The 26,620-nt window shown below is 62.3% G+C and carries 24 protein-coding genes, 1 pseudogene and 2 riboswitches; of the genes and pseudogenes, 2 read left to right on the forward strand and 23 right to left on the reverse strand.

The window, feature by feature from the left end:
- Window positions 1-27: 27 nt before the first annotated feature.
- Both AC07XP_RS24945 and AC07XP_RS24950 read right to left on the reverse strand, forming a co-directional pair.
- The gene (locus tag AC07XP_RS24945; protein ID WP_495266189.1) at window positions 28-1,353 is read right to left on the reverse strand and encodes a hypothetical protein; all 1,326 of its coding nucleotides are present in this window, start codon (window positions 1,351-1,353) and stop codon (window positions 28-30) included.
- A 37-nt stretch (window positions 1,354-1,390) separates the two neighbouring features.
- On the reverse strand, window positions 1,391-1,873 hold the full coding sequence (locus AC07XP_RS24950; protein WP_495266190.1) for an acyltransferase: 483 nt from the start codon (window positions 1,871-1,873) through the stop codon (window positions 1,391-1,393).
- 67 nt (window positions 1,874-1,940) lie between these two features.
- Here AC07XP_RS24950 and AC07XP_RS24955 point away from each other — a divergent pair, with 67 nt between their 5' ends.
- Window positions 1,941-3,650, forward strand: a complete 1,710-nt coding sequence (locus AC07XP_RS24955) for a glycosyltransferase family 61 protein (RefSeq protein ID WP_495266191.1) — start codon at window positions 1,941-1,943, stop codon at window positions 3,648-3,650.
- 13 nt (window positions 3,651-3,663) lie between these two features.
- On the opposite strand, the gene AC07XP_RS24960 is transcribed toward AC07XP_RS24955, so the two are convergent.
- The 18 genes from AC07XP_RS24960 to rfbB all read right to left on the reverse strand — a co-directional run bounded on the left by AC07XP_RS24960 (window position 3,664) and on the right by rfbB (window position 21,450).
- Window positions 3,664-5,418: a hypothetical protein gene (locus AC07XP_RS24960; RefSeq protein ID WP_495266192.1), complete on the reverse strand. Its 1,755-nt coding sequence runs from the start codon at window positions 5,416-5,418 to the stop codon at window positions 3,664-3,666.
- 5 nt (window positions 5,419-5,423) lie between these two features.
- Window positions 5,424-5,837 carry a GtrA family protein gene (locus AC07XP_RS24965; RefSeq protein ID WP_070060248.1) on the reverse strand — a complete coding sequence of 138 codons (414 nt, stop codon included), beginning with the start codon at window positions 5,835-5,837 and terminating at the stop codon, window positions 5,424-5,426.
- A gap of 10 nt (window positions 5,838-5,847) precedes the next feature.
- Window positions 5,848-6,765, reverse strand: a complete 918-nt coding sequence (locus AC07XP_RS24970; RefSeq protein WP_070060249.1) for a glycosyltransferase family 2 protein — start codon at window positions 6,763-6,765, stop codon at window positions 5,848-5,850.
- The gene (locus AC07XP_RS24975; RefSeq protein WP_070060250.1) at window positions 6,762-7,511 is read right to left on the reverse strand and encodes a class I SAM-dependent methyltransferase; all 750 of its coding nucleotides are present in this window, start codon (window positions 7,509-7,511) and stop codon (window positions 6,762-6,764) included. Before AC07XP_RS24975 ends, AC07XP_RS24970 begins: the two co-directional genes overlap by 4 nt.
- Entirely contained in the window at window positions 7,508-7,975 is a 468-nt protein-coding gene (locus tag AC07XP_RS24980) for a GNAT family N-acetyltransferase (protein WP_495266193.1), read from the reverse strand. The genes AC07XP_RS24975 and AC07XP_RS24980 overlap by 4 nt, the downstream gene beginning before the upstream one ends.
- A gap of 8 nt (window positions 7,976-7,983) precedes the next feature.
- The gene (locus AC07XP_RS24985) at window positions 7,984-8,946 is read right to left on the reverse strand and encodes a hypothetical protein (RefSeq protein ID WP_495266194.1); all 963 of its coding nucleotides are present in this window, start codon (window positions 8,944-8,946) and stop codon (window positions 7,984-7,986) included.
- Between the two features lie 4 nt (window positions 8,947-8,950).
- Window positions 8,951-9,913 carry a glycoside hydrolase family protein gene (locus tag AC07XP_RS24990; protein WP_495266195.1) on the reverse strand — a complete coding sequence of 321 codons (963 nt, stop codon included), beginning with the start codon at window positions 9,911-9,913 and terminating at the stop codon, window positions 8,951-8,953.
- Window positions 9,914-9,915: 2 nt separating this feature from the next.
- Window positions 9,916-10,617, reverse strand: coding sequence for a WbqC family protein (locus AC07XP_RS24995; protein WP_495266196.1), 702 nt, complete (start codon window positions 10,615-10,617; stop codon window positions 9,916-9,918).
- 28 nt (window positions 10,618-10,645) lie between these two features.
- On the reverse strand, window positions 10,646-11,752 hold the full coding sequence (locus tag AC07XP_RS25000) for a DegT/DnrJ/EryC1/StrS family aminotransferase (protein ID WP_095949497.1): 1,107 nt from the start codon (window positions 11,750-11,752) through the stop codon (window positions 10,646-10,648).
- 21 nt (window positions 11,753-11,773) lie between these two features.
- Window positions 11,774-13,537 carry a glycosyltransferase family 61 protein gene (locus tag AC07XP_RS25005; RefSeq protein WP_495266197.1) on the reverse strand — a complete coding sequence of 588 codons (1,764 nt, stop codon included), beginning with the start codon at window positions 13,535-13,537 and terminating at the stop codon, window positions 11,774-11,776.
- 143 nt (window positions 13,538-13,680) lie between these two features.
- On the reverse strand, window positions 13,681-14,625 hold the full coding sequence (locus AC07XP_RS25010) for a glycosyltransferase family 2 protein (RefSeq protein ID WP_070060257.1): 945 nt from the start codon (window positions 14,623-14,625) through the stop codon (window positions 13,681-13,683).
- Window positions 14,626-14,638: 13 nt separating this feature from the next.
- The gene (locus AC07XP_RS25015) at window positions 14,639-15,739 is read right to left on the reverse strand and encodes a DegT/DnrJ/EryC1/StrS family aminotransferase (RefSeq protein ID WP_070060258.1); all 1,101 of its coding nucleotides are present in this window, start codon (window positions 15,737-15,739) and stop codon (window positions 14,639-14,641) included.
- Between the two features lies 1 nt (window position 15,740).
- A complete protein-coding gene (locus AC07XP_RS25020) occupies window positions 15,741-16,181 on the reverse strand; it encodes a sugar 3,4-ketoisomerase (RefSeq protein ID WP_083259083.1) in 441 nt (146 codons plus the stop codon).
- 19 nt (window positions 16,182-16,200) lie between these two features.
- Window positions 16,201-17,829 carry a glycosyltransferase family 61 protein gene (locus AC07XP_RS25025; protein WP_495266198.1) on the reverse strand — a complete coding sequence of 543 codons (1,629 nt, stop codon included), beginning with the start codon at window positions 17,827-17,829 and terminating at the stop codon, window positions 16,201-16,203.
- A gap of 182 nt (window positions 17,830-18,011) precedes the next feature.
- Complete coding sequence (gene rfbC / locus AC07XP_RS25030) at window positions 18,012-18,560, reverse strand: dTDP-4-dehydrorhamnose 3,5-epimerase (protein ID WP_070060261.1); 549 nt, start codon at window positions 18,558-18,560, stop codon at window positions 18,012-18,014.
- Window positions 18,557-19,444, reverse strand: a complete 888-nt coding sequence (gene rfbA / locus AC07XP_RS25035; protein ID WP_390346852.1) for a glucose-1-phosphate thymidylyltransferase RfbA — start codon at window positions 19,442-19,444, stop codon at window positions 18,557-18,559. Before rfbA ends, rfbC begins: the two co-directional genes overlap by 4 nt.
- Before the next feature lie 39 nt (window positions 19,445-19,483).
- Window positions 19,484-20,374, reverse strand: a complete 891-nt coding sequence (gene rfbD, locus AC07XP_RS25040) for a dTDP-4-dehydrorhamnose reductase (protein ID WP_495266199.1) — start codon at window positions 20,372-20,374, stop codon at window positions 19,484-19,486.
- Window positions 20,371-21,450: a dTDP-glucose 4,6-dehydratase gene (rfbB, locus tag AC07XP_RS25045; protein WP_070060264.1), complete on the reverse strand. Its 1,080-nt coding sequence runs from the start codon at window positions 21,448-21,450 to the stop codon at window positions 20,371-20,373. Before rfbB ends, rfbD begins: the two co-directional genes overlap by 4 nt.
- A 118-nt stretch (window positions 21,451-21,568) precedes the next feature.
- Window positions 21,569-21,659, forward strand: a riboswitch (glycine riboswitch).
- Window positions 21,660-21,703: 44 nt separating this feature from the next.
- A riboswitch (glycine riboswitch) is annotated at window positions 21,704-21,810 on the forward strand.
- 91 nt (window positions 21,811-21,901) lie between these two features.
- Here rfbB and AC07XP_RS25050 point away from each other — a divergent pair.
- The gene (locus AC07XP_RS25050; protein ID WP_062471173.1) at window positions 21,902-23,209 is read left to right on the forward strand and encodes a D-amino acid dehydrogenase; all 1,308 of its coding nucleotides are present in this window, start codon (window positions 21,902-21,904) and stop codon (window positions 23,207-23,209) included.
- Between the two features lie 19 nt (window positions 23,210-23,228).
- Here the strand turns inward: AC07XP_RS25050 and AC07XP_RS25055 are convergent, their stop codons facing one another.
- The 3 genes and pseudogenes from AC07XP_RS25055 to AC07XP_RS25065 all read right to left on the reverse strand — a co-directional run.
- A complete protein-coding gene (locus tag AC07XP_RS25055; protein ID WP_495266200.1) occupies window positions 23,229-24,644 on the reverse strand; it encodes an RtcB family protein in 1,416 nt (471 codons plus the stop codon).
- Between the two features lie 214 nt (window positions 24,645-24,858).
- Window positions 24,859-26,139: an FIST signal transduction protein gene (locus AC07XP_RS25060; protein WP_070060267.1), complete on the reverse strand. Its 1,281-nt coding sequence runs from the start codon at window positions 26,137-26,139 to the stop codon at window positions 24,859-24,861.
- 49 nt (window positions 26,140-26,188) lie between these two features.
- Window positions 26,189-26,620, reverse strand: a pseudogene (locus tag AC07XP_RS25065) (PhaM family polyhydroxyalkanoate granule multifunctional regulatory protein); the annotation flags it as partial.

Below are 26,620 nucleotides of genomic sequence, written 5' to 3' on the forward strand. Positions count from 1 at the left end.
AATTTTAATCGAGGCGAGTCACAGCATTCACCGCACCCTGCTCGTTTTCGCAGACCAGGCCACGCTCGCCAGAGCCAACGCTACAAAGACCGAAAAAATCTTGGGGAGAAAGAAATACCTTACCTCGAACTGCACCAAAACAAATATCACGAAGAAACAGGCGTAAAAAGAAGAAAGCGCCCAAAAATAGACAAGGAAATCAGATGATTTTCGAATTAAATACAGAAAAAAGAATGAGACCGCAAACAAAATCAATACAACTGAATTTCCCAAATAGTCACCGGGAACATCCTCCGCCAAAAGCTTCGGAAAGGAGCGAATCGTCGGAAACCAGTAGATTCTTGCCAGCGACGCCTTGTACTCAACCCACTCTCCAAAATGGTCGAAGAATGCCTTGTAAAAAAGGGAGGGCTCTGTTTTTCCGCAAAAATCGGGCTCGAACTTACAGGCCAAATGCCCCCCGCCCGCCACAACAAAGTCTCCGTCCATCTCCCTCAATTTTTCCTCGGACATCAAGGCATTTCGGATGACGATGTCTTGCGTTTGAACCCAGTCCCATCTGCCGACGTCGACATAGTGATAAATGCGCCACGGCAGCATCAAGAGTTGCGCTGCAAGCACACAGATTGCCATCGCCTTCAGCGCAGTTGATCCGTTTGTTCGAATTGATTTTTTCTTTAAAAGAAAACTCAACGCCAGCACCAATACCACCAGCCCAAGAAAACCGACACTGAGCACAAGCGCGATCAATTCATACTGCGAGCGAAAATAGGCCGCCAGCGCCAAAAAAACACCACCGGCCACTGCGTAGCGCACGACCCCGGTTCTGGCAGCAATCAGAAGAAGAAATGTGAATGTGATGAAGAATAGAACCGAAAACCCTTCGCCAAAGGAAAGGCCCACCGGTTGCAAAAGAAAAAATCTTGTGACCGGAAACAGGAATGGGACCAGCGGCAGCAACAGGGCCAAGAATGCCGAAACATAAAATGAAAGATAGCGCCTGACCGTCATCAGCATGAAGACGCCAGTGACGATGGTCAACCCGAGAAGAACCACGAGAAACGGGGCTTCCGTGCCAAGCATCTTGAAAATTCCGCCCAATAGCAGCACGAATCCTGGCGGCCAGAGATTGAAGATCCAGGCGGACGGCTGCGCCAGCCACCCCTGATCAGCGACTTCAAGCCCAGCTCGGGCAAACGTTTTTGGATCGTTGATGGTCGGGAAATTCAAAAAATCCGAAACACTGATCCACAAGTTCGGCTGTATGGCACTGTCCCGGAACCAACTGATGGCGAGCAAGGCCGCCGCGTAAAAGAAAGCGACAGCAATTCGCTCCGTCGTTGTTTTTTTCATTCGTGAATTTTTCGACTTCCGACCGGGCGCGGGACGTTCATTCCTGATTCAAGAACCGGACATGGCGCGCCGGCGCCCCCACGACCAGCGAGAACGGTGCCACGTCGCGCGTCACTACGGCACCCGCCGCCACCATGGCATCATGCCCGATGGTGATGCCCGGCGTGATCACGGCGCCAGCCCCGATCGAAGCGCCGCGGCACACAGTCGTACGCAGAAACGACTCCGGATAGACCTTTGACCGGGGAAACAGGTCATTGGTAAAAATGGCGCCGGGGCCAATGAATACATTCGACTCGAGCGTGATGCCGTCCCAGAGATAGACTCCGGACTTGACTGTCACGTTGTCACCCACCACGACATCGTTCTCGATGAAGCAATGTGCCGACACATTACAATTGGCGCCAATGCGCGCACCCGCGAGGACAACATTGAATTGCCATATGCTTGTTCCATCACCAATTTCCTTGGCTTGAACATCGGCAAGAGAATGAATAAACGCCGAATTATTTGAAGTCATTTTGAGTCCATGCTTTCATGAAGTTTCACGAGATTCCGAATCGAGCCGCAACACGCACATCCATACAATGATCCGATTTCGCTCCTTGCTGCTACGCGCCCTCACTCGAACAAAATTCGTCAATGCGGAATATTATAAGCAAAAATATGAAGATGTTGCAAGGGCGGGACTGGATTCAAATTACCATTATTTCAAATACGGAATAAATGAAGGCCGATACCCCAATCACTCCACCGAACGACTCGTCGATTGGATTTACGCCACCACCACGAAATTCCTGATTCGCTTCTGCCTCAACGAATCCTACTACCTTCGAACCTACCGCGATGTGCGGGAAGAAGGAATTTCCCCAAGCACTCACTATGCACTGAAAGGTCGCAAGGAAAAAAGATACATCAATCGCTTCTTTGCAGCGATGAGCGGTTTGATCTATTTTGCGAAACTCGAACTCACATCACTCTCCAAAAACAGTGCCGCTCGCGAATCAGAGGTCGCGCTGTACAAATACTCAATCTTTGAGTCCGCCCGAAAGGGGATCTTCGAAGAAATAAAATCCAAAGCCATTTCCCGACAATTGAGCGAAAAAAACTCAGGAGAAAAGATATTTCTCTCGAAGCTCAAAACCATCGAATTCTTCGACCTCCCCAAGGCCGGGTACAAGCTGGAAGACATCGAACCCGCCTATCCGATGGATTTTCAAGAACCGAAAATCATCGGCTCGAACGCTGAACGCCCGCTACGCAGAGCGGAAGTTCCGCGCAAATGGCTCGCAACGATCGATGACGCCGCTGTCCTTGGTGGATTTCAGGTAGTGGCAAAGCATCGCATGGTGATTTACGAGCCAGCGGCAGATCCACATCAGGGTTTTGTAGCAGGCATCTGGCCGTACGTCGTCTCGCTCGATGAAAAGAGCGAAGTTCTTTTCTGGTTCCGCTATAAACAAGAAATCAGCATTCCTTCTGCCATATTGCTGAGCGGTCGCTGCAGTCCAAACTACTACCATTGGCTTATAGAGTACCTCGGGAAATCCCATATTCTTTCGAAGCAGGACCGCCTGAGAAAAACGCCGCTGATCGTCGACGACAAGATGTTTCCGCAGGAATTCGAGTCGCTGCAGACCATGCTGCCCGACTGGCCCATTTACCGGCTCGATGACTCCACGTTGCTGAAAGTAAAAAAACTTCACGTGGTATCTGCCTGCACGAACCTGACCGACAACCTGCGCGGGCCGATGTGGAAGTTCTCGGCCATCTGCTTCAAGACTTTGGGCCACATGCGGTCCACCGTTTTCCAGCGGTTCGGCATCGAAGAGGCGGGCCCCGGCAGCAGAAAGGTTTTCCTTGCGCGTCGCACCGGCCGGAACATCATCAACACCCCAGAAGTCGAAGAGGTGCTCGCGTCGTACGGCTACGAAATCGTGGACACCGGCCAGCTGTCGTTCGAGCAGCAGGTGCGCCTGTTCGCGGAAGCCCGCACCATCGTCGGCGCCATGGGAGCGGCATTCACCAACCTGATCTTCTGCCAGCCGGGCACGCAGGTGCTAGCGCTGTCGTCGCCCTACACGCAGCTCTTCTGCTCGCAATCGAACATGGCACTGTTTGCCGGGTGCAGCTATCAGATCCTTGTCGGCGAACACGCGTTGTTCCAGCCCGGCGACGAGCACACGGTTTCCGACCCGAGCTTGTTTCTCGACAGCTACGCCATCGATTCCAAGAAACTGGCGGCCGCGCTGGAGCACATCGAACGTCAGGCGGCCGAGGCATCCGCTGCCAAATAGCAGGTACCCACTGTCAGTCTGGCGGCCATCTCTGCCGAAGACCGCTCCATATCTGGATCTTCTGCTGTTCGTGGGGAAACACCGCGTCCCCGCAGTGCTCGAAATTGGCGGGGAACCCCTTCAACGCAGCCGGAAGCGGCGGCAGGCTTGCATCGATGTTGAGCCGGATCGCGACCACAGCCTTGTCGGCAAGGGCTTCGTTCGACGCAAGCACCGCGTCAGCCTGGGCGACGTTGTTCAACCAGGGCGTCTCCACAGGCACCGCGTTCAGCGCCAGCGCCAAGCCAGGGACGTTGTACAGACCCAGGAACGGTGCGCCGGGCGCAATGCGGCACTTCTCGATGGCCGCATCGATCTCGTGCATGAACTGCCGGGTTCCCGCATCCACCTTCACCCGACCCAACGGGCCGATGGTGACGGCGAAGGATTGCCGGTCCATGCGTTCGTTGAGGTTATAGGGGATCTTGGCTTTGGAAACGAGGATCTGGGCGCTCGTCAGCGCGACGAACCCGACCAGGATCGCCATCGACGCCACTGCATCCCTTGTTGCTACCGGTCTGGCGTACGCGGCGAGCGCCATCAAGGCGCCCCAGGAGGCCAGGGAAATGATCACCTGGCCGAAGAGCGCGTTGCCGGTTCCCATCGCCACGGTGTAGGGCAGCATGGCTAGCAGGACGAAGAGCCATCTGGAGCGCACCGGCACGGCCTGCCACGCAACCGCGAGCATGAGCGCCAGCAAGACCAATGCCCGTTGCATGTACTCGACGTACTGCGCCATGCCATACGAAAAATACTCCGCGGCGACAAGCGCATGGACGAGCGCGGCGATCACGAGTCCGATCGTCACCCAGCTTTTTCTGATCAGGTACACGAGAACCGCGACGATGAGAAACACATTCGAGCGCATCGCGTCGGCCGTGTAGCCCCCGAACTCGATGGCGTAGCGGCCCAGCCGCGTGAGGATGGGCTCGGTCTGGACCATCCTGAAGAGCGCCATGCCACCGCTAAAAGCTTGCGCCGCCTCAGTGGGCGTGGTGTGCGCGAAGAGGAGCGCGGCAAGCCCGAACAGCCCGCCAGCGATCACCGCCGCCAACGCCAGCGTCTTGCGCCCGCCCGAGCGGTCCAGCCACAGCACGGCGATCACCACGAGCACGAAGGTGGCCAGGCCCGACGAAGGCTTGCAGACGAACTCCACCGCGAGTGCGACGCCGGCCAACCCCAACATCCCGGCGCGCCCGGCTGCCGCCGTCTTGTCTCCAGCCAGCAGCACCAGCCCCAGAGAGAGGTACGCACCCGCCGAGGCCAGCAGGTTGTAGCTCGGCGACACATTGATGGTGATCGCATACAGCAACGCACAAACAACGGCGCAGCCGATCACGGCGATGCGGCCCGGCCACTGCGGCATGACGGACGCAGCGCGTCCTCGCGCCGCGGTCAGCGCGCCCATGCCGAGCACCGCCGCGCTGCCGGTCAGCAGCAGAAAGCCCGCCATCCGGAACGACGCGAGGCTGCCCGTGATCTGCCAGAGGGGTGCCATCGCCCATTGCTGAGCGCTGATGTAGTACCGGGTCTCGGCGGGATGGATCGCGAGCAGGAGGTAATAGGCCTCGTCGGTGATTTCGAAGCCGCGGTTGCGTGACCAGACCGCGTAGACGACCACCGCGCACACGGCGGCCAGCACGAGTGCTGCAACCGCCGCTTCCAACACGCGCCGCGGGGTTGTCGCGCGGCCGCCTGCCTCTTGGACAGGCTTCTTGCTGTCGGCCACGGGTTTCACGGCACCGAGGGTTGCTCGGCCCGCAGCGACCAGAGCCTTGCCGTGAAGAAGTTGAACAGCACGACGAACGGGATCAGCAGCAGCTGCCCATAGAACGGTGCGATGTGCGTGCTCGAGGTGAGCAGGTGCAGCAACAGCACGTTCAGCCCGACCGATACCAGGCCCGCACCGATGTACTTGGCGAGCCGCGATCCGTAGGTGACTTTTTCGCTCGGCTTGAAGACCCAGTAGTAGTTCAGCGTGTAGGTGAGCAGCATGCCGATCAACGAGACCAGCACCAGCGCGATCAGGTGATTGATGTGCAGCACCACCACTGACAGGTAGAAAAGCACCAGCGTGAAGAGAAAGTTCAGCCCCCCGACGACGGTGAACTTGGAAAACTGCGCGGCGAGGGTCTTGAGACGAATCACGCGCCGGGCTTCAGAAACGGTCCCTGACGATGTAGTTCGGCCGCTTGCGCACTTCCTCGTTGATGCGCCACACGTACTCGCCGACCACGCCCAGCATCACCATGATGAGTCCGCCGATCAGCAAAACAGCGATCATCAGCGGTGCCCAGCCCTCGAATGGCGTGTGGCCCCGTGCCCATGCGACCACGATGCTGAGGCTGTAGAGCACGCCCAGGCCGGAAGTCAGCAGTCCCACCAGTGAAATGAACCGGATAGGCAAGTAAGACGCGTCCAGCATCGCATCCAGGAAGTTTTTCAGTTTCTTGCCGAAGTTGTACTGCGACTTGCCGATGGTGCGCTTTTGCCGCTCATAGGGGATCAGGCTGGTCCGGTAGCCGGTCCACAGCAGGTCGCCCTGAAAGAACCGGTGGCGCACGTCGATGGCATTGAATTCGTCCATCACCTTGCGGTCCATCAGCACGAAGTCGAAACCACCCGACGGCATCTGAGGAATGGCCATGCGCAGCATGCCGTAGGCCAGACTCGAATACGTCTTGGCCAGCCAGGTGTCCGCGCGGTCCGTACGGTGGCAGATGACGATCTCGGACCCGGCAATCCACTTGTCGACCATCTCAGGGATCAGATCTACCGGGTCTTGCAGGTCCGCAGAAATATTGATGACCGCGTCTCCCGTCGCTTCCTTGAAGCCCGCCAGCATCGCGGCCATCTGGCCGAAGTTGCGCGTGAAGGTCAGGCCCTTCACGTTCGGATCACTCGCACGGAGCTTGCGGATTTCTTCCAGCGAGCCATCGGTCGAACCATCGTCGATGAAGATCACCTCGTACTGGTGCGCCTTGAGGCGGTCTGCGAAAACGCCGGCGATCTTCTCGTGTGTCTTGGAGATCGCGCCCTCGTTCTGATAGACCGCGACGACGAAGGAGACTTTCATTTTTTTGGCCCGCGCTCGCACATCAGGAAAATGCTCGAGCACAGGTCGGGATAGACCTGCCCGAGTTGGTAGCAGCCTTCCAGGTATTCCTTGGAAATGATGTCGGTCTTCAGCAAACGGTCCCACTGGAAGTTCGCCAGCGCCTTGAAGAAGATGCCGCTTCGGTGCACCACACGCAGGCCGGCGGCGACAGCATCGCGCTCCAGCGTGTCCAGCGAATAGGTGCACAGGTGGCCGTGCTGCGCCTCGGCGGGCGTGACCGCCGCGTTGTGGGTGATCAGGCCCATCTTCACGGCAATCTGCCGTGAAGGCGCATTGGCATTCGGGCACACGAGAAAGAAGCGCCCATCCTCGCTCAGCCACTCGTCGTTGATGCGCTTGAGCACCTTGACCGGATCGTCCAGGTGTTCGAGCACATGCGTGAGCACGATGTTGTCGTAGCGGTGCGGCAGCGTCGCGTCCTCGAAGCGAGAGTGGATGAACTGCGCCTTGTCGCCCAGACGCTTCCTCGCCTCGTTGAGTGCCACTTCGGAGGCTTCGACGCAGGTCACGTCGTCGAAGCGCGCCACCAGGCGCCGGGTGAAATCGCCTTTGAAGCTGCCTAGTTCCAGCACCTTGCCAGGCCGGATGAACGGCTCGAACGACCGCAGCATGTACGGGTGCATGACGTCGAAGTCGAAGCCATACGCATACTGGTGGTCGGCTGTGTCCGCGATCTCTTTGTCGTAGTTGCGTTCTGTGCTCATTTTTTATCCCCGCCCGTCGCCGGGCGCTCCATGCAGATCAATTCGCCCGTTTTCGAAGCCGGGACGAAGCCCATGCGGGCGTACAGGCGGACCGCCGCCTCGCTGCGCTGATTGACTTCGAGCCTGTAGCACCTCGCACGAGGAATATCCATGCGGTCGAAGCAGCTCTGCAGCAATCGCTGCGCCAGGCCCGCGCCGCGGCACGAGGGCGCGACGCTGACGTTGGTCACGAAGACGTCGGGCCCCGCATTGTCGTACACCGCGACCAGCCCGACGAGGCCCAACGCGGCATCCCAGGCCTCGAAGCGGATCGCCTTGCCGGCAATTTTTTCGGCGTAGGCCGCAATGTCCACGCGCCCGGCGAGCGGCGGCGCGAAGCTGTCGCTGCATTCCCGCAGATGCCGGGCGATCTCGTCAGCCGAGGCCCGGTCGACCGCCAACGCGAAACGCCCCCGCGGTGTCATGCCCTGCGTCACTCGAGCACGGCAAGCCCGAAGCCATGGCGCCCGAACTCGTTGCCGTTGTAGAGCAGATAGACCTTGCCTTGGAAGGTGAAGGCATGTGGATAGCACTGCATGTCCGAATCCCATTCCGTTTCCGGGATGTCCAGCTTCGGCGTATCGTCGTCGCGGGTCCAGTTCGAGAGGTCGTCCGACCAGGCATGGCCGATGCGGTAGCCCCGGCCCTTGGTCGCACGAAAGTCGAACGACTGGCGAAAGCAGAAGAACATGTGGAACCGGCTGCCGATGCGAACGACCGTCGGCAGCGCCTGGCTCTCGTCGGGCCCCAGACTGTCGGAGACGATCTGCCTGGCCTCTTCCTTGACCCAGTGAATCCGGTCGGTCGAGGTGGCGTGGCCGATCTTGTAGGTGCGGTCGGGCGCAGCGCCATCGGCGTACTGCTTCCAGCCGGTGCCGAAGATGTACCACATGTGAAACACGCCATCGACCGGGAGCACGAAGGCATCGCCCACGAGGCAGGGCTCGTGCAGCGATGCGCCCATGACGGGGCCGTGACCGAGTTTGGTGAAGGTAAGGCCGTCGTCATGGCTCTCAGCCAGGCCGACCGCCGTATCGACCGACACCGACACCCGCCGGTTCCACCCGCAAGTGAAGGCCGAAATCTTGCCGTCGTGGCGCACCACGTTGATCGGGAAGATGCCGTGCTCGTCGAAGCAGCCCAGTTCGCCCAGCGGGATGACCGGCTTGTCGGCCACGCGGAGGATGGTGCGCAGGTCCGGCCCGACGTCGACGAACGCAACGTGGCTCAGGAACTTGCCGTTCTTCGGATCGACAGCGCGCGTCGAAAAATAGATCCGCACGAAGTCGTCGAAGACCAGCGTCTGCGGCGACTGCGCGAACTGCACGCAGCCGTTGGGGAGCGTGTGCTGCGTCGGGTCGAATATCTTGCCCAGCCTCTTCCACTTCATTGCCATGTCCTCACTCCATCTTTCCGTCGAGCACTGCGAGCCCGAAGCCCTCGCGGCCGACCTGGTTGCCCAGGTAGGCCATGTAGATCTGCCCGTCCACCTCGAAGACGTGCGGGTAGCTGATCATTTCCGAATCCCAGCCCGTCTCGGAGATGTCGATGCCGGCCTTGTCGTCGTCGCGCGTCCAATGCAGCAAGTCGGGGCTGGAGGCATAGCCGATGCGGTAGCCGAAGGTCTTGCCTCGGTAGCCAGCGCTGTACCGGTAGCAGAAGAACATGTGGTATTTGCCATTGGCAAAGAACACATCAGGGCTGGCCTGTGCCTCGTCGTCCTCGATGCGGCTCTCGATGAGGTCCCGGTCTTCCTTTTGCCAGGTGACGCCGTCGTCGGACGTTGCCATACGGATCTTGTAGACCGGCTCCGCGCGGCCGTCGACCACCTTCCACTTGCGCCCGGCGATGTACCAGAGGTACCAGCGATCGTTGAAGCGGCGGATCTTCGGGCCGCTCATCACGAAGGGTTCGTTGGGCGAATACCCCAGCACCGGCCCGATGCCGAGCTTGGTAAAGGTTTCCCCGTTGTCGTGGCTGATTGCGCCGCCGATGGCCACGTTAAAGGGCACCGACTCGCAGCGCGTCCACCCCGCGTAGTAGGCGCGAACGGCCGCGCCGTCGCGCGCCACCGACACCGGGTAGATGCCGAACTCATCGAACGCACCCAGCGGCCCCAGCGGCAGGATCGGGGTTGCGCTGACGTTCAGCACCTTGAACAGGTCGCGCCGGTCCAAGTCAAGAAAGGCCGAGTAGCTCACGTACTGCCCCTTGGCATCGGCCTTGGGTCGGCACGAGAAGTACACGCGCACGAAGTCGTCGAAGAGCAGGGTCGCGGGCGCTTGCGCGAACTCATTCAGCCACTCGCGGCCATGTTGAGGGCCGGGGCTGAAGACCTTCCCCAGCTTTTTCCACTTGAACATATTCAGACCAATTCGAATTTCGGCAGCAACGAGTCTCTGATCTCGTCGGCGGGATTGAACATCATGACGTCGACCATCGACAGCCACGGCACAAACGGGTCCTTGCCGAACTGCTTGTACTCAATGGGCAGGGGCCGTATGAACTGCAGCGCAATGCCCTCCTGGGAAAAGCGCTCGCGCGAATAGAGTTCCAGGCCGCCGATGGTGTTGATATAGGTACCGGCATGGCAAGCCTCGCAGATGGCGAGCACACGGTCTTCGCCCTTCTGCGCATGATCGGCCGGTACGCCGGACGAGATCGCGATGGGTGTCGTGATGCCGAGGTACGTGCAGGTCTGGACGATCGAGCCGTGGATGTAGCGAAAGAGATTCGTCTCCTCGTTCATGACGAGCGAGCGCAGGAGCTCGATGCAGGGCTCGAAGTACGGCGCGGACCGGTACGCGCCGATGAACTGGTTCAGCAGCTTCTGCCGGTTGAAGTCAGCGGCCAGTTCGCGCTCGACGACGTCCAGCGCATCGGAGTCCTTCTTCAACGGCAGCGAGAAGACGGCGTCCGCGCCACCCTGCAGCAGCCGGTTGCGGTTGATCCAGCCCTTCTTTGTGTACTTGATGTTGTCGTACACCACGAACAGGTCCACCGCCGCGATCAGCTGGAAGTAGCCGATGTACGGCAGAAAGTACGGTTGCATGATCCCGACCTTCATCGCGCCGCCCTCCGTTCTTTGCACGCGCTCACAGCGTCGCGATCAGATCGACGATGCGTTCGACCTGATCGAGGCCCAAGTCCGGATAGATCGGCAGGCAGAGGATGCGGTCCGCCGCGCGGCTCGCGTTCGGCAGGTGGTCGCGACTGGCCGTTGGGAGACCGCGGTACATCGGGAACTCGGAGATCAACGGATAGAAATAACGGCGCGGGTGGACCTCGTGCGCCTTCAGTTGGGCGTAGAGCTCGTCACGCGACAGGCGGTACTCCGGTCCCACGAGGATCGGGAAGTACGCGAAGTTGGCCACCGATTCGCCGGCATCGGGAAGGCACACGATGCCCGGCACGCCGGCGAGCAAACGCCGGTAGGCGCCGTCGATGGCCCGGCGCAGATCCAGCGCGGTGTGCAGGTGCTTCAACTGCAGCAGGCCCAGCGCGGCATTGAACTCGCTCATCTTGCCATTGATGCCGGGCGCTACCACGGTGACTTCGCCCACATGGCCGAAGTTCTTGAGCTGGTCGATGCGGGTCTTGGTGGTCGCATCCTTGCAGACGATGGCGCCGCCCTCGAAGGTGTTGAAGACCTTGGTCGCGTGAAAGCTCAGCACCGACATGTCGCCGTGCCGCAGGATGCTGCCGCCCTCGTCCTGCACGCCGAAGGCATGCGCCGCGTCATAGATCACGCGCAGGTTGTAGGTGTCAGCAATCGTCTGGATGGCCTGGGTGTCGCAGGGATGGCCGTAGCAATGCACCGGCATGATCGCCGTCGTCTGCGGCGTGATGAGCGCCTCGATGCGCGCCGGATCGAGATTCAAGGTGCGCGGGTCGACGTCTGCGAAGACGGGCTTGATGCCGTTCCACAACAGCGAGTGCGAAGTGGCCACGAACGAATACGGCGTGGTGATGACCTCGCCCGTGATGCGCATCGACTGGAGTGCCGTGACCAGCGCGATCGTGCCGTTGGTGAAGAGCGCGATGTGCTCCACGCCCAGGTACTCGCACAGCGCCTTCTCCAACTGCTGGTGGAACGGCCCGCCATTGGTGAGGATCTTGTTGTCCCAGATCTGTTGCAGATAGGGCAGGAACTCGTCCAGCGGCGGCAGGTAGGGCTGGGTCACATACACGGGCTTGGTCATGGGCGTTTCTTCTTTTGAACCTCAGGAGCCCAGCATGGCGAGCACTTTTGTGCGCACCCTGTCCGCCGGGACGACATAGTCGGAATGCTTGAAGCTGGTGCTTTCGGTGGCTTCACCTTCCATGAACTCGGGCTTGAAGCCGAGATCAAGGATGGGGCCCAGCCAGCCCCCCCAGTTGAAGCTGTTCTGCTGGCCCAGGATCAATGCCTTCACATCGGTGGCCGCGAAGATGAGGCTGTTGAGCGCGGAACCGTTGGGCGCGACGATGAACTCGGCTTCGCCGAAGGTTCGCACCTGGCGCGCAAAGTCGTACTCCTCCAGGAAGATGGATTCGAAGCCCAGGTCCTGCAGCCGCTCGATAATTTCGGCTTCGTTGCGCAACAGCCGCCAGGCACTGTTCTTTCGCGACAGGAACAGCCTGCGTGAGCGCTGGGCGGGCAGCGGATACCGCGCTGCCATCTTGTCCTTGATGTACTGCATCGACTCCGCAGACCATGACGCTTGGCGCTCCGGGGGGACCGTATGGTCGCGAAACAGCTCGACCGGAAAGAAAGTCGTCGTCGGCGCCACATGAAGGCGCCCGACGTTCAGCGCGTGCCCGGTCTCCAGGCGATACAGCGGGTTCCCGACCAGCGCGGCGATGAAGTCGAAATGAGATGCAGGCATCTCGGCGTCAACGATGATCGGCAGGTTCGAGAAGCGCGGATGTTTCTCGAAATGGCGAAGCTTCGGGAGAAACTCGGCGAACCAGTGACCATACGCATTGCTTGCGAGGCCGGACAACATGATCCCCTCCTCGAGATGCGCGGTAGTGCCAATGGGTGCCAACAGCAACGCATCCGGCCGCTGCGCCAGCACGGTCTTGTCGTACGCCAGGCTGACCTGGTTTCCATACAGCTCGTCTGCCAGCACATCGGACACCACGCAGTCATCACCCACATAGACCAGACTGGACGCACTGACGATCCGCGCATTGCGCAGTTCGGCGAGATAAGGCTGGCTTGCGAGCACCTGCTGTTCGTGCGGGTCGCTCGCATAGACCTCGGTCGGTGCGACGAGGCGTATCGAAGGCGGCGCTCCCAGGCTCTGGTAACCCTCCCGGTTTTCGAGCGCCCAGTCCTTCACGGACCGGATGCGCCTGAACGACGGCTTTTGCCCCTCGTCGGCCCCCTCATCCATTTGCTCGAGCATGCGCACCAAGTCGGCATCCCGGCGCCAGAAGAACAGGAACTTCAAGGCCAGTGGCAATGGCAGTTTGTCCTTGGCGTACAACATGTCGAAGAGCCTGGAGAGTGCTGCGCCTTCGCCGCTGTCTGCCCGCACCATCGCCATCCTCATCGCGGCCTCGAACGGCTCGACGATCGACTCTGCGGGCAGCTCGCAGCATCTCATGTACAGGGACAAAGCTTCCCCGGAATGCCCCATGGCGCTCTCGGTGTGCGCAAGCAACAGGTTGGCATAGTAGTCGTTGCCATTCAAGGCCACTGCGGCACGGAGGTACTCCCGTGCATCCGCGTGCTGCTGCATCTGGGCGTAGGCATGCCCCAGGAAAAGCGACGCCACGAAATTCGATTCCGGCACGTCGATCACGGTGCGACAAAGGCTGATGGCCTCGTCGAATCGCCGCTCTCCGGCCAGCGCCATCCACTTGGCGTGTTCGGCGTAGATGTCGACCTTCCGCACAGCCTCAGGAGGCGCTGCGACAGGCGCCGGACCGAGCGGTTGGCGCGCATCCACCACCGAGGGGGATCGGCCCGTCAACCTTCGAATGATTCTGGACAGCATGAGATGAGATTGTTCCTGCGTTGGGGAGCCCGGCGATCACCGGAGAAACCCGTCAATCCGTGCGAGCACGTTGAAGACTGCTTCGGCGCCTTCAGGCCGATCGCTCATCCTCGGTCACGGCGGTTTTCTTCAGCATCGCCCCCTCACACCGCGGTCAGGGCGAATCGCGTGAGGTTGAGGCCGAAACGCTCGGCCTTGGCCAGGAAGACTGGGTCTTCCGCCAAGGTCACGAGATGTTCGACCCCCATCATGCGTATTTCTTCCCGAGGATGAGACAGGAGAAAGAGCGCCTTGTCGAACGAGGTCAATGGCGTGTCAGGGTTGGCCACCGGTTCGAAGAGGCTGGGAAACGCGCGCCGAAGCTCTGCCGGCGCCCCGGTATCCAGAAGCGACCTGAAGATCGGGATGGACTCCGCCGTCGAGGCAAAGCTTGCGCGCGTCGACGAGAGGTTGGCCGAATGCCGGCGATAGCGAACAACACGCGGCCCTGCTTCTGCGAGCTTCAATCCGGAGGCCGCGGCGCGCAGCCAATAGTCGTAGTCCTGCAACTGGATGAGGCCGGGGCGGAACGTCCCGGTTTTCCGAACCGCCTCGCGACGCATGAACGCGGTAGGCGCGCACAGGAAATTGCCTTCCAGCAACAAGGTACGCAGCAGCGGCTGTACAGGCCGTTCGTCGAAGAACACCGGAAACGACTCGTCGGCCAAGGGTCCGCCTTCGGCGTCGATGAGGAACGGCTTCGAGAACACGATGTCGTTCGACGTGGCGTGCAGGAGTTCCAGTTGGGTGCCGATGCGGTCCTCGACGCACACATCGTCGCCCCCCAGAAGCGCAATGAACGCCCCATCGGCCGCCGCAAGTCCCTTGTTGATGGCCGACGAGGGACCGCCATTCCTTTGCTGCAGCAACACGATCCGGTTGCCGAACTCGGTGGCCAGCAGTTCGGCCCCGCCATCGGTCGAACCGTCATCCACGACGACCACCTGAAGATTCCGGTGGGTTTGCCTCAAGGCGCTGTCCACCGTTTCAACGACGAACTTCGCCTGGTTGAAGATGGGGATGACGACAGTGACCAGCGCCGAAGACATGCAACGCGCTCTGTCAGGAGAAGAACTTGCGGATGTGTCCGACCACAGCATCCACCTGCTCCGGCTTCATTTGCGGCCAGATAGGAAGCGACAAGGTCTCGTTCGCCGCGGCGGTCGCCAGCGGCAGGCTGTCGGCCGGCAACCCGAGCTCGGCGTAGGCGCCCTGCATGTGCGGTGCAATGGGGTAGTGCACGAGCGTCTGAACGCCCTGGGCCGTCAGGTAGGCCGACAGTTCGGCACGGCGTCCCGTGCTGACCACGTACAGGTGGAACACGTGCGTGCTGTCCGCAGGCACGAACGGCGTGCGGAGGTCGCCCACACCTTCCAGCCCTTGCGAATACCTCGCGGCCAGCGCACGGCGCTGGTCGTTCCATGCGTCGAGGCGGCCCAACTTCGCGCGCAGCAGTGCAGCCTGCAACTCGTCCAGGCGAGAGTTCACGCCCGCAACCTCGTGCACGTACTTCTGGCTGGAGCCGTAGTTGCGCAGCATGCGCAGGTTGGCCGCCAGTTCATCGTTGTCGGTCACCACGGCGCCTGCATCGCCCATCGCGCCGAGATTCTTCGTCGGGTAGAAACTGAACGCCGCTGCATCGCCGAGCGAGCCCGCCCGCTTGCCGTTGTGGGTCGAACCGTGCGCCTGGGCCGCATCCTCCAGGACAAAAAGTCCGAGCGGTCGCGCAATCGCGTTGATGGCATCCATTGCAGCAGGCAGGCCATACAGATGCACCGGCATGATGGCCTTGGTCCTGCTCGTCAGCTTTTCCTTGATCCGGGCCGGGTCCATCAGGTAGGTCGCCGGATCGATTTCGACCGGAACCGGCGTGGCGCCGACCATCGAAACCCCCAGCCACGAGGCGATGAATGTCTGCGAAGGAACGATGACCTCGTCACCCGCTTTGATGCCCTGCGCACGCAGGGTCAGCGCCAGCGCATCGAGTCCGTTGCCCACGCCGATGCAGTGCTTGACGCCGCAGTAGGCCGCAAACTCCTTTTCGAAGGCCGCGACCTCAGGGCCCATGATGACGTGGCCACTGTTCATGACCCTCGAAAAGGCCTGCTGAAAATCGTCTGCCAACTCAGCATGGCCAGCATGAATATCAAAAAATGGAGTCATGTTATTTACCTTTTCGTGCCACTGAAATGAATTCTTCGTAGTTTCTGATGTAGTCGGATTCTTCGTACCTCATCGAGGCAAGAACCAGACAGACGGCACCAGAAGAAAAATTGTTCAACTCTCGCCATACCAGGGACTTCATGAAAATCCCTTGGAATGGCCTGTTGCAGGTAACTGTTCTTCTTTCGTACCCATTGTCAAGAACGACATCAAAACTACCCGCAACAGCAATGATCAATTGCTGCAATTGATGATGTGCATGCCCGCCCCGAGCTTCGCCCGCGGGAACGTCGTACAAATAGTAAACCCGCTGAACATCAAAAGGAATGTGACGTCCTCCTTCGACGAACGTCAAATTTCCCCGTGGATCGGTCAACCGCTCCAGGTCGAGTATTTCTACAGCATTGTCCAGCGAAAATTCAGGAGTTTTGGTTTCTTTCATCGGCAGTCCCTTTGCTCTTTTATTCCTCGTCGGAAATTGCAGCAATCACTGCATCTTCATCGACATGGTAGTCATCGTGTACGCTGTAAATGTCATCTCGCACGTGTGCGCGCGGCCCCTGCACAATTTTTACCTTGGCGCCAGAAACCCGACCCAGGAGCTCCCAAAAATAGAGCTGATGGCTGGGATGATCGGAAGCGAGAACGACCACTTTCGCTCCTGGCTTGCACCAAACCATGTTGGTCATCTGCGCCCCCGTCGGCCCCACAATCACTTCAGCGTCCTGGAAGGCCCGGATTTGCGCCTCGAGATCCAATTCATCGGTGTGCACCACCTCGAATCCGAGTTTCTCGACGCGGGCTTCTATTTCTCGCTGATTCAATAGCTTTCGATAGCTGCCATTGCGTGCTGCAAAAATCTTTCGCCCTCGCGAAAAATCTTTCGTCGCAAAAGCGCGTTGACATCTTTCCACGCCCGCACGAATTCGATTGACATCGAGTCCCGTCTGGCGAGCCATCTCACCGCCATGGTAGGCATCCACAACCGAAGTCATGTCAGAGGGATAGTACATCTGCTTCACGCGATACAAAGTCCCCGACTCCAGCAGGATGACCGGGCGTTGCTCAAGATTGGCCAGCTCAAGCAGCTTCGCGATGTTGGGGTGAAGACCTTCTGTACAAAGAAAAGGCACATTCAAAGGCACATCAGCCTCTTCCGCCAGCAGCATTCTTGGAAGCGTTTCTGCAATGAAATGAAAGTAATTATTTTCATACTCATGCATGATGTGAAATCCGCGCTCTATCCAGGCAGCCTGCCGAGCGTTCACCTCTATATGCAGATGTCCAAGTGCCGCAGAGCGCCTCGCCTTTCCATATTTGATGGCGGCGTCTTCTCTGCACAGAAAATGCGCATTTTCGTCATGCAGCACAAAATTCGCCGGACCGATCAGATAGCGGGTTCCGGCAATGGCGGTCGTGTCATTGATTTCGGCAACAAATCCGACCTTCGGATAATCCGGGGGGCCATCGAGGCCCTCGCAAAACCCGGGCGCAACGCGATGAAGAACCCGTCCCGCACCGCCAGCCTGAGACGCCACTGAAAACACCGAGCCAACCGGCAGATCGATGGAGCAAGGCCGAGCTGCATAGGAAGGTGTCAACGCTCCCATGAATTCGGACAAGGCGGGAACAGAATCAAAATGCGCCAGCCGTGCCGGCAAACGCCCCTCGGCCGCACCGAATTTCAAATAGTGCAGCAACGGGCTCAATTGCGTGGCGGCGACATCGGGGTATTCATCCAGATACCACTGCGGATCGAACCTCACGCTGGGCGCGTCCCCTGCACGCTCTCCAATTTCGAGATAGTGGGCCAGCGGGTTCTTTTCCGCCGCACGCAATTCGGGATGGCGATCGAGATACCAGGTGGTATCGAACATGGGATTGGGATTTCCCCTCAGGAATCCCCCTCCCAGATAGTGCTCCCACGGGTTGGCGATCAGTGCACGGTCCGGCAGCCCCTTGAGGTACCAGGCTGCGTCGAAAAGCTCCACCAGCTGCGGCGTCTTGCGCGGCAGCCGCTTGCGAAGCGCCCCTTTGGCGGCGTCCAGCAAGCTCTCTTTCTTTTCCTTGATGGCAGGCGAACTTTTCACGGCTGCGCGGCCCTGATGTCGTCCGGACGACCGATGGCGATCCCCTTGCACAGGCACCCGTACGCGACCAGCCCGTTGAAGTCAGCAAGTTGTCTCATCTGGAATTGGAATATTTTTGAGATGGCCCGCGTGGGAAGGGCTCTGAAGAAAACGCCGCAAACCGGCTGCTGGTCGACCTGTAATCAGCCGGGAATTTCGGCGCTCAGGAAGGTCGGCGCTGCCGCGTCCTTGGCGGACAGCTTCGGCGCGATGCCCGTGTCAGGCCACTCGATCGCCAACGTGGGGTCGTTCCACGCGATGCAGCGCTCGTGCGCCGGTGCGTAGTAGTCCGTCGTCTTGTACAGGAAATCAGCCGACTCGCTGAGCACCAGGAAGCCGTGCGCGAGACCCGGCGGAACCCACAACTGCCGATGGTTGTCTTCCGACAGCTCACTGCCCACCCATTGCCCGAAGGTCGGCGACGACCGACGGATGTCCACCGCCACGTCGAACACCGCCCCTCGAACCACGCGCACCAGTTTTCCCTGTGGTTGTTGCACCTGGTAATGGAGGCCTCGCAAGACCCCCTTGGTGGAGCGCGAGTGGTTGTCCTGAACGAAGTCGACGCGCTGGCCGACGGCTTCGTCGAAAGCCTTCTGATTGAAGCTCTCGAAGAAAAACCCGCGTGCGTCGCCGAACACCTTGGGTTCGATCAGCAACACGTCGGCGATGGCCGTCTGCGTGACCTTCATGAGCGCACACCTTCGGCCAGCAAATGGCTGAGGTACTTGCCGTAGCCATTCTTCTGCAACGGTGCTGCAAGCTTGGCCAGTTGTTCGTTGTCGATGAACCCATGGCGCCACGCGATCTCTTCGGGGCACGCGATCTTGAGCCCCTGCCGATGCTCCAGCGTCGCGATGAACTGCCCGGCTTCCAGCAGACTTTCATGCGTACCGGTATCGAGCCAGGCATAGCCGCGCTGCATGATCTGCACGTTGAGCCGGCCAAGATCGAGGTACGCCTGGTTGACGGCCGTGATCTCGAGCTCGCCTCGCGCACTCGGCTTCACGGCCTTGGCGATGTCGATGACCTGGTTGTCGTAGAAGTACAGGCCCGTCACGGCGTAGTTGCTCTTGGGCTTGAGCGGCTTTTCCTCGATGCTGCTGGCCTTGCCTTGTGCGTCGAACGCGACCACGCCATACCGCTCCGGGTCATGCACGTGGTACGCGAACACAGTGGCTCCCGCGTCCTGCGCGTCGGCGCCGCTCAGCAGATGGGCAAAGTCATGCCCATAGAAGATGTTGTCCCCCAACACCAGCGCGCTCGGCGAGTTCCCCACGAACTTGTCGCCGATGATGAACGCCTGCGCCAGGCCATCGGGACTCGGCTGCACCGCGTACTGCAGGTTGATGCCCCACTGGCTGCCGTCGCCCAGCAGCTGCTGGAAGCGCGGCGTGTCCTGCGGCGTGCTGATGATCAGGATGTCGCGCATGCCGCCGAGCATCAGGGTGCTCAGCGGGTAATAGATCATGGGCTTGTCGTACACCGGCAGCAGTTGCTTGCTCATGGCGAGCGTGGCCGGGTGCAGGCGGGTGCCGGAGCCACCGGCAAGGATGATGCCTTTGCGTTGCGTCATGGGAGTCTTCTTCTGTGAGGGGCAGGAAAAATCAGTCGGTCAGAGCGTCTCGCGCAGCATGCGTGCCACGCCTTCCTGCCAGGGCGGCAGTCGCAGACCGAAGGTGGTCTGCAGCTTGGTGGTGTCGAGCCGCGAGTTGTGCGGCCGCTTCGCGGGCGTCGGAAAGGCGCTGGTGGGCACGGCCTCCACGGCCTGCGGGCCGGCCTTGAGTTCGACGCCGGCCTGCTGCGCCATCTCGAGCACGAAGCGCGCGTAGCCGTGCCACGTGGTCTCGCCGCCGGCGATGGCGTGGTACAGCCCGGCCTTGGTCGGGTCTTGCAAGGTGGCGCGGATGGCGTGCGCGGTGATGTCGGCCAGCAACTCAGCCCCGGTGGGGGCGCCGAACTGGTCGTCGATGACCGTGAGCTTGTCGCGCTCCTTGGCCAGGCGCAGCATGGTCTTGGCGAAGTTGCCGCCGCGTGCGGCGTACACCCAGCTGGTGCGAAAGATCAGGTGCTTCGCACAATGCTGCGCCACCAGCTGCTCGCCTTCGAGCTTGGTCTGGCCGTACACGCTGAGCGGGCCGGTCGCGTCGTCTTCCTTCCAGGGCTTGGTGCCGCTGCCGTCGAAGACGTAGTCGGTGGAGTAATGCACCATCAGCGCGCCGATCTGCTGCGCCGCCTCGGCCACCACGCCGGGCGAGGTGGCGTTGAGCTTGCGCGCGAAGTCGGGCTCGCTCTCGGCCTTGTCGACGGCGGTGTGCGCGGCGGCATTGACGATGACGTCGGGGCGCACCGCCAGCACCGTGGCGGCCAGCTGCTCGGGGCGGCTGAAGTCGGCGTGGAAGTCGGTGCTGTCGAAGTCCAGGGCGACCACTTCGCCGAGCGGCGCGAGGCTGCGCTGCAGCTCCCAGCCGACCTGTCCACCTTTGCCGAGCAGCAGCAACTTCATGCGGAAGCCTTTGCAGGCGCAGCGTCGTATTGCTTCTCGACCCATTCGCGGTACGCGCCGCTTTGCACGTTGCGCACCCACTCGCCGTTCGCGAGATACCACTCGACGGTCTTGCGGATGCCGGTGTCGAAGGTCTCGGCGGGCTTCCAGCCGAGTTCGCGCTCGAGCTTGCGTGCATCGATGGCGTAGCGGCGGTCGTGGCCCGGGCGGTCCGTGACGTAGGTGATCTGTTCCTTGTACGGCTTGCCGTCGGCGCGGGGGCTCAGTTCGTCGAGCAGCGCGCACACGGTGTTGACGATCTCGATGTTGGGCTTCTCGTTCCAGCCGCCGACGTTGTAGGTCTCGCCGAGCTTGCCGGCTTCGAGCACGCGGCGGATGGCGCTGCAGTGATCCTTCACGTAGAGCCAGTCGCGCACCTGCATGCCGTCGCCGTACACGGGCAGGTTCTTGCCAGCCAGCGCGTTGACGATCATCAGCGGGATCAGCTTCTCGGGGAAGTGGAACGGACCGTAGTTGTTCGAGCAGTTGGTGGTGACCACCGGCAGGCCGTAGGTGTGGTGCCAGGCGCGCACGAGGTGGTCGCTGGCGGCCTTGCTGGCCGAGTACGGGCTGTTGGGCTCGTACTTGTTCTCTTCGGTGAAGGCCGGGTCGGTCTTGGAGAGCGAGCCGTAGACCTCGTCGGTCGACACATGCAGGAAGCGGAAGGCCGCCTTCTGGTCGGCCGGCAGGGCGTTCCAGTAGCCGCGCACCGATTCGAGCAGGCGGAAGGTGCCGAGCACATTGGTCTGCACGAAGTCTTCCGGGCCGTGGATCGAACGATCCACATGCGATTCCGCGGCAAAGTTCACGACGGCGCGGGGTTTGTGCTCGGCCAGCAGGCGATCGAGCAGTGCGCTGTCGCCGATGTCGCCTTGCACGAAGACATGGTTCGCGTTGCCCTTGAGCGACGCCAGGGTCTCGAGGTTGCCCGCGTAGGTCAGCTTGTCGAGGTTCACGACGGGCTCGTTGCCCTGCGCGATCCAGTCGAGTACGAAATTGGCGCCAATGAAGCCTGCGCCGCCGGTAACCAGGATCATGGAGTCCCCTGCATGTAGAAAAAAGTTTGCTTTACCAAAAATCAACATTCAATTATCCCATCGGTGTGAAGTGCCGATGTACAGGGCTTGGCCGGCTTGCGGGGCCCGCCTACAATCGCCAACAATTGCAGGAGAGCGGGCCTCCACGGAGGCCCTACCGAAGGCGCAAACTCCCATAAACGCTCAGGTCGGCCCGACGAAATTCCAGGCAACGCCCAGGAACTTCGGCAAGGGGTCAGTACTGCACTCATCGATACAGCCGTCTGGAGAGCCGCCACGCCATGTGGCGCACCGAAGGAGCAAACCCGCTGCGGGTGCAGCAGGGTGAATCTCTCAGGTACCGAGGACAGGGGGAGCGGCAACTTGGACATCGGTCGTCCGGTTGCTCGCTATTGATTCAATAGCACTCCACGCCCGCCGTTCAAGCGCTGCAAACTCAAAGGTACTTGCAATGCGTGTGATCGTTCTTGGCGCCGGCCTGCTCGGCGTGACTTCGGCCTACTACCTCCAGCAACTCGGCCACGAGGTGACCGTGATCGACCGGCAGGCCACCCCGGCCGCCGAAACCAGCTTCGCCAACGGCGGCCAGATCTCGGTCAGCCATGCCGAACCCTGGGCCAATCCGAGCGCGCCGCTGAAGGTGCTGCAATGGCTCGGCAAGGAAGACGCGCCGCTGCTCTTTCGCATCCGCGCCGACATGCGCCAATGGCTCTGGGGCCTGCAGTTCTTGCGCGAATGCACCCCCGCGCGCACCCGCCACAACATCGAACAGATCGTTCGTCTCGGTACATACAGCCGGGAAATGTTGCAGCAATTGCGTCGAGACACCGGCCTGAACTATGACCAGCGCACGCAAGGCATCCTGCACTTCTACACGACGCAAAAAGAATTCGACGGCGCCCTCGCGCCCGCCGAACAGATGCGTGCCCTGGGCTGTGAGCGGCTGGTCATCTCGGCCGACGAGGCCATCAAGATCGAACCCGCCCTCGCCCACATCCGCCCCCAACTCGCCGGCGCCACCTACACCGCCGAAGACGAATCGGGCGACGCCAACCGTTTCGCGCGCGAGCTCGTGAAGCTGGCCGAGGCGGCCGGCGTGAAGTTCCTCATGAGCCACACGGTGACCGCGCTGCGCGAAGCGGGCGGCAGCATCGACCACGTCGAGGCGACCGACAACGAAGGCCGCTTCCAGCGCATCCGCGGCGATGCCTTCGTGCTTGCGATGGGTTCGCTGAGCCCGCTGTACGCGGCGCCGCTGGGCATCCGCCTGCCGATCTACCCGGCCAAGGGCTACTCGGTGACGCTGCCCGTGAAGGACGCGTCGAAGGCGCACCAGGTCTCGCTCACGGACGACGAATACAAGCTGGTGTTCTCGCGCTACACCTCCGAGTCGGGCGACCGCCTGCGCATCGCCGGCACGGCCGAGCTCAACGGCTACGACCGCGACCTGAACCGCGTGCGCTGCGAAGCCATCGTGCGGCGCGTCGAGGAGCTCTTCCCCGGCGCCGGCGACACCGAACGCGCGCAGTTCTGGACCGGCCTGCGCCCGGCCACGCCGAGCAACGTGCCGCTGATCGGCAAGACCAAACTGCCGAACCTGTTCCTCAACACGGGCCACGGCACGCTCGGCTGGACGCACGCCTGCGGCTCGGGCAAGTCGATCGCGCGCATCGTGAGCGGGCTGGCGCCCGAGGTCGATTTCGCGTTCGCCGGCATGCCGGCGCCCGCGCCGCGCGCCGTGCAACCCGCACTGGGCTGACACGACACGCGCCCTCGGGTCATGCCTTGAACGTGACCCAGGGCTTGAGCCGCACGGCGCAGCGGATGAGCCCCGCGCTTTCCTGCGCCTCGATCACCGCGCCGATCGGCTTGTAGGCCTGCGGCGCCTCTTCGATGCGGCGCTCTTCGCGCAAAGTCACGCATTGCCAGCTGGCATCGGCGTCGCCGGGTGCGGGCCGCATCGCGCGCACTTCCTGCCGACGCATGCGCCGGCCGGCCCCATGGCTGCACGACCACAGCCAGTCTTCATGCCCCAGCCCGGTCGCGAGGTACGAGTGATCGCCCATCGACCCGGGAATCAGCGCCAGGTCGCCCGCGTGCGCCGGCGTCGCGCCCTTGCGATGGATGTTCATGCCGTGCTCGCGCAGCACGACGTTGTGCGGCACGTCGACCACCAGCGTCGACGCCGTGGCGCCCAGCAGTTCGGCGAAGTCCTTGCGCACCAGCTCGGCCAGCACGACGCGGTTGGCCCAGGCATAGCGCGCGGCCACGCCCATGGCTTCGAGGTACTCCTGCGCCAGCGGCCCGGCCAGGCCGTACAGCCCGCTCTTCGGGTGGCGCAGGCCCTGCGGCCACTCGGCCCGTGCGCGGTCCATCCAGCGGCCGCCGACATGGAACCCGATGTCGCGCGAGCCGCTGTGGATCATCACCACGACCTCGCCGGCCTTGAGCCCCGCGCGGTAGGCCGCGTGCCGGTCCATCACCTGGTCGACGACCTGCAGCTCGACGAAGTGGTTGCCGCTGCCCGGCGTGCCCAGGCACGGGTCGCGGAACACCTCGTGGCGCGCGCCGGTGTAGGCCGGCGGTGCGTGCCGCGACTGCCCGCCGAAGCTCGCCAGGCCGATGCACGCGCCGATCTCGGCCTGCAGCCGGTCGCGGTCGCACGAGGCCCAGAGCCCCTCGTTGCGCACGGCGTCCAGGAACGCGGCCGGCCCTTCGTCGAACAACGCGCGAAACGCCGCCGTGTGCACCGGCACGTCGCGCCCGTTGTCGAGCAGGCTGCGCGTGAGCCGCGCGAGCAGCTGCGTCTTGTGCGGCGCCACCTGGTCCAGCGTGAGGCCGGTGGTCAGCAGGCGCATGCCGCAGTTGATGTCGGTGCCGACTGCGGCGGGAATCACGAAGTCGCCATCGGTCGCGACCACGCTGCCCACCGGCGCGACCGAGCCCGGATGAAAGTCCGGCGTCGCGCAGGCCTTGCACACGCCGTGCGCGCCGTCGGGCGAGCGCACGCTGGCGAAGGCCAGCAGCTGGTTCACGGCTTTTTCTTCCAGCGGCAGGCTCTGCGGCAGAAGCACGGTCGCCTGCGCGGCTTCGTTGCGCAGGTGATAGATGCCATCGCGGTAATCGACGGCGATGTTCGCGCGCGAAAAGGCGCGCTGGAGTCTCGAAAAATGACTGTGGGTGGGGCTGCCCATGGCTGCAATTCCATTCGGGGAAACCGTGTCGGTTTCCGGGCCCCGTCACATCGCATGGCGGGGCGAAAGAGATCGACCGCGTGCCTCGGGGCGCGCGGATCACTCTTTCTTGCAGCAGCAGAGATTCAAGAAAGCGGGCGGATTCTAGCGACGCGAAGCGCTTGCGAACACAGTGCGCTGGCGCACGCGTCGTTTTTTCCCGTCAGTCAGCCAGTCAGTCCGGCGCGGTGAACACCGTCAGCACGCCGGTGTAGCCGTACAGATGGTGGCGCGCGATCTCGCCGGCGGCGAAGAAGCCGACCAGCGGCACGTCGCCCAGCGCATGCCGCACGATCTGCAGTTCGGCGCCCGGCGCACCGAAGTGCGGGCCGCCGCGCCCCGAGCAGCTCACGTACACCGCGCCCGCGATGCGCCGCGCGGGATGCGGCGCGGCCTCGGCCTCGCCGGCTGCCACGGCGCGCGCCGTGGCCAGCGTCTGTTCTTCGGGCTCGAGCTCTTCACGAATTTCGGCGCAGATGCGCATCAGGTCGGCGCGCGCCGCCTGCGCGTTGCGGCGGCAGAAACTCAGCCGCATGCCGGCCTCGGCGTTGTCGGCAATGGCGATGCCGCGCCGCGTCGGGTCCAGGCCGATGATGTGGCGCACCAGCACGTCGGCGCCCAGGTCACCGGTGCGGCGGATGCCGTCGCTGCCCGCGTCGGCCAGGCCGACCAGCGTGTTGCGCACGGCGTCGATGGCTTCCTGCGGCCGGTCGAGCGACACCTGCAAATCGGCCAGCAGCACGTCGAGCGCCGGCTCCCCGTCGAGCGACAGCAGCAGGTTGCCGTCGGCCTCGGTGATCTCGCGCTCGCGCGCGCCGCCGGTGCGCAGCGGCTGGCAGCCCTGCGTGACGCGCGACACCAGCCGCACGCCCTCGCCGAACACCACGCCCGACAAGCCGCCCGAGAACACGCCACCCGCCGCGCCGTGGCCGCGGATGTTGCCGTTGCCGCCGACCGCGAACTGCAGCGCCCCGCCGCGGCCGGACGAGAGCCCGCCGAACAGGTAGCCGGTGTCGGTGCGGCCCGCCATCTCGCCGATGAGCTCGCCCAGATCGGGCGTGGCCGGGTCGGCGTGCACGAGCGCGGTGTGCGCCTCGAAGCCGCTCATTTCGGAACTGCCCAGCGGCGCCACGCCGGAGAACACGCGGTACTGGTCACTGGGCAGCGCGCACAGCATCAGGCTCAGGCCGGGCTCGTCGAAGTACTCGGCGTTGTTGGCCGACACGCCGATGCCGACGGTGCCCGACCAGTCGGTGACCTCGGGCAGTTCGGCGCTCAGGTGATCGAGGATCTCCTGCGCCTCGGCCGCGTAGTGGTCGGTGATGTAGAGCAGCCCGAGCGTCGGGTTCGACGCGTAGTCGGGCAGCGCCATCTGCGCGCGCAACTGGGCCAGCACGAGGCCGGCGGCCATGCGCCATTGCGGGTGGGTGGCATGGCCGGTGGGAAACAGTTTCATGGTGCGTACCGACCCGTGCGTCGTCGTCTGGAAAGGTGTCTGTAAGACGTCAGCGCCGGCCGGAGGTTCGCTTGCGCGCGGCGGTGGACGTGGTTTTCTTGCGCGCGGCGGGTGCCGGCGCGGCTTTTTTCGCTGCAGCTTTCTTCGCGGCGGTCTTGGCGGCCGGCTTGCGCGCCGCCGTCGCCTTGCCGATGACCTGCCCCACGGCGTCGGCCAGCGGCTGCGCCATGGCCGGCACCTTGAGCTGCGCCGCGTCCTGCAGCGCGGTGCTCGCGATCTGCTGGAACTGCTCGGTGAGCGAGCCCCACCATTGCATCGGGTCGACCACGCCGGCAGCGCCGTTGGACGCTGCGGGCTTGGCGCGCGACGTCTTCTTCGGCGCCGGGGTTTCCTCTTCTTCCGCTTCTTCCTCGGCCTCGTCGAACTCTTCTTCCTCTTCCTCGACGGGCTCCGGCTCGGGCCGGGGTGCGGGGGCCGGGGC

Source organism: Variovorax sp. GW531-E2, assembly GCF_059423125.1.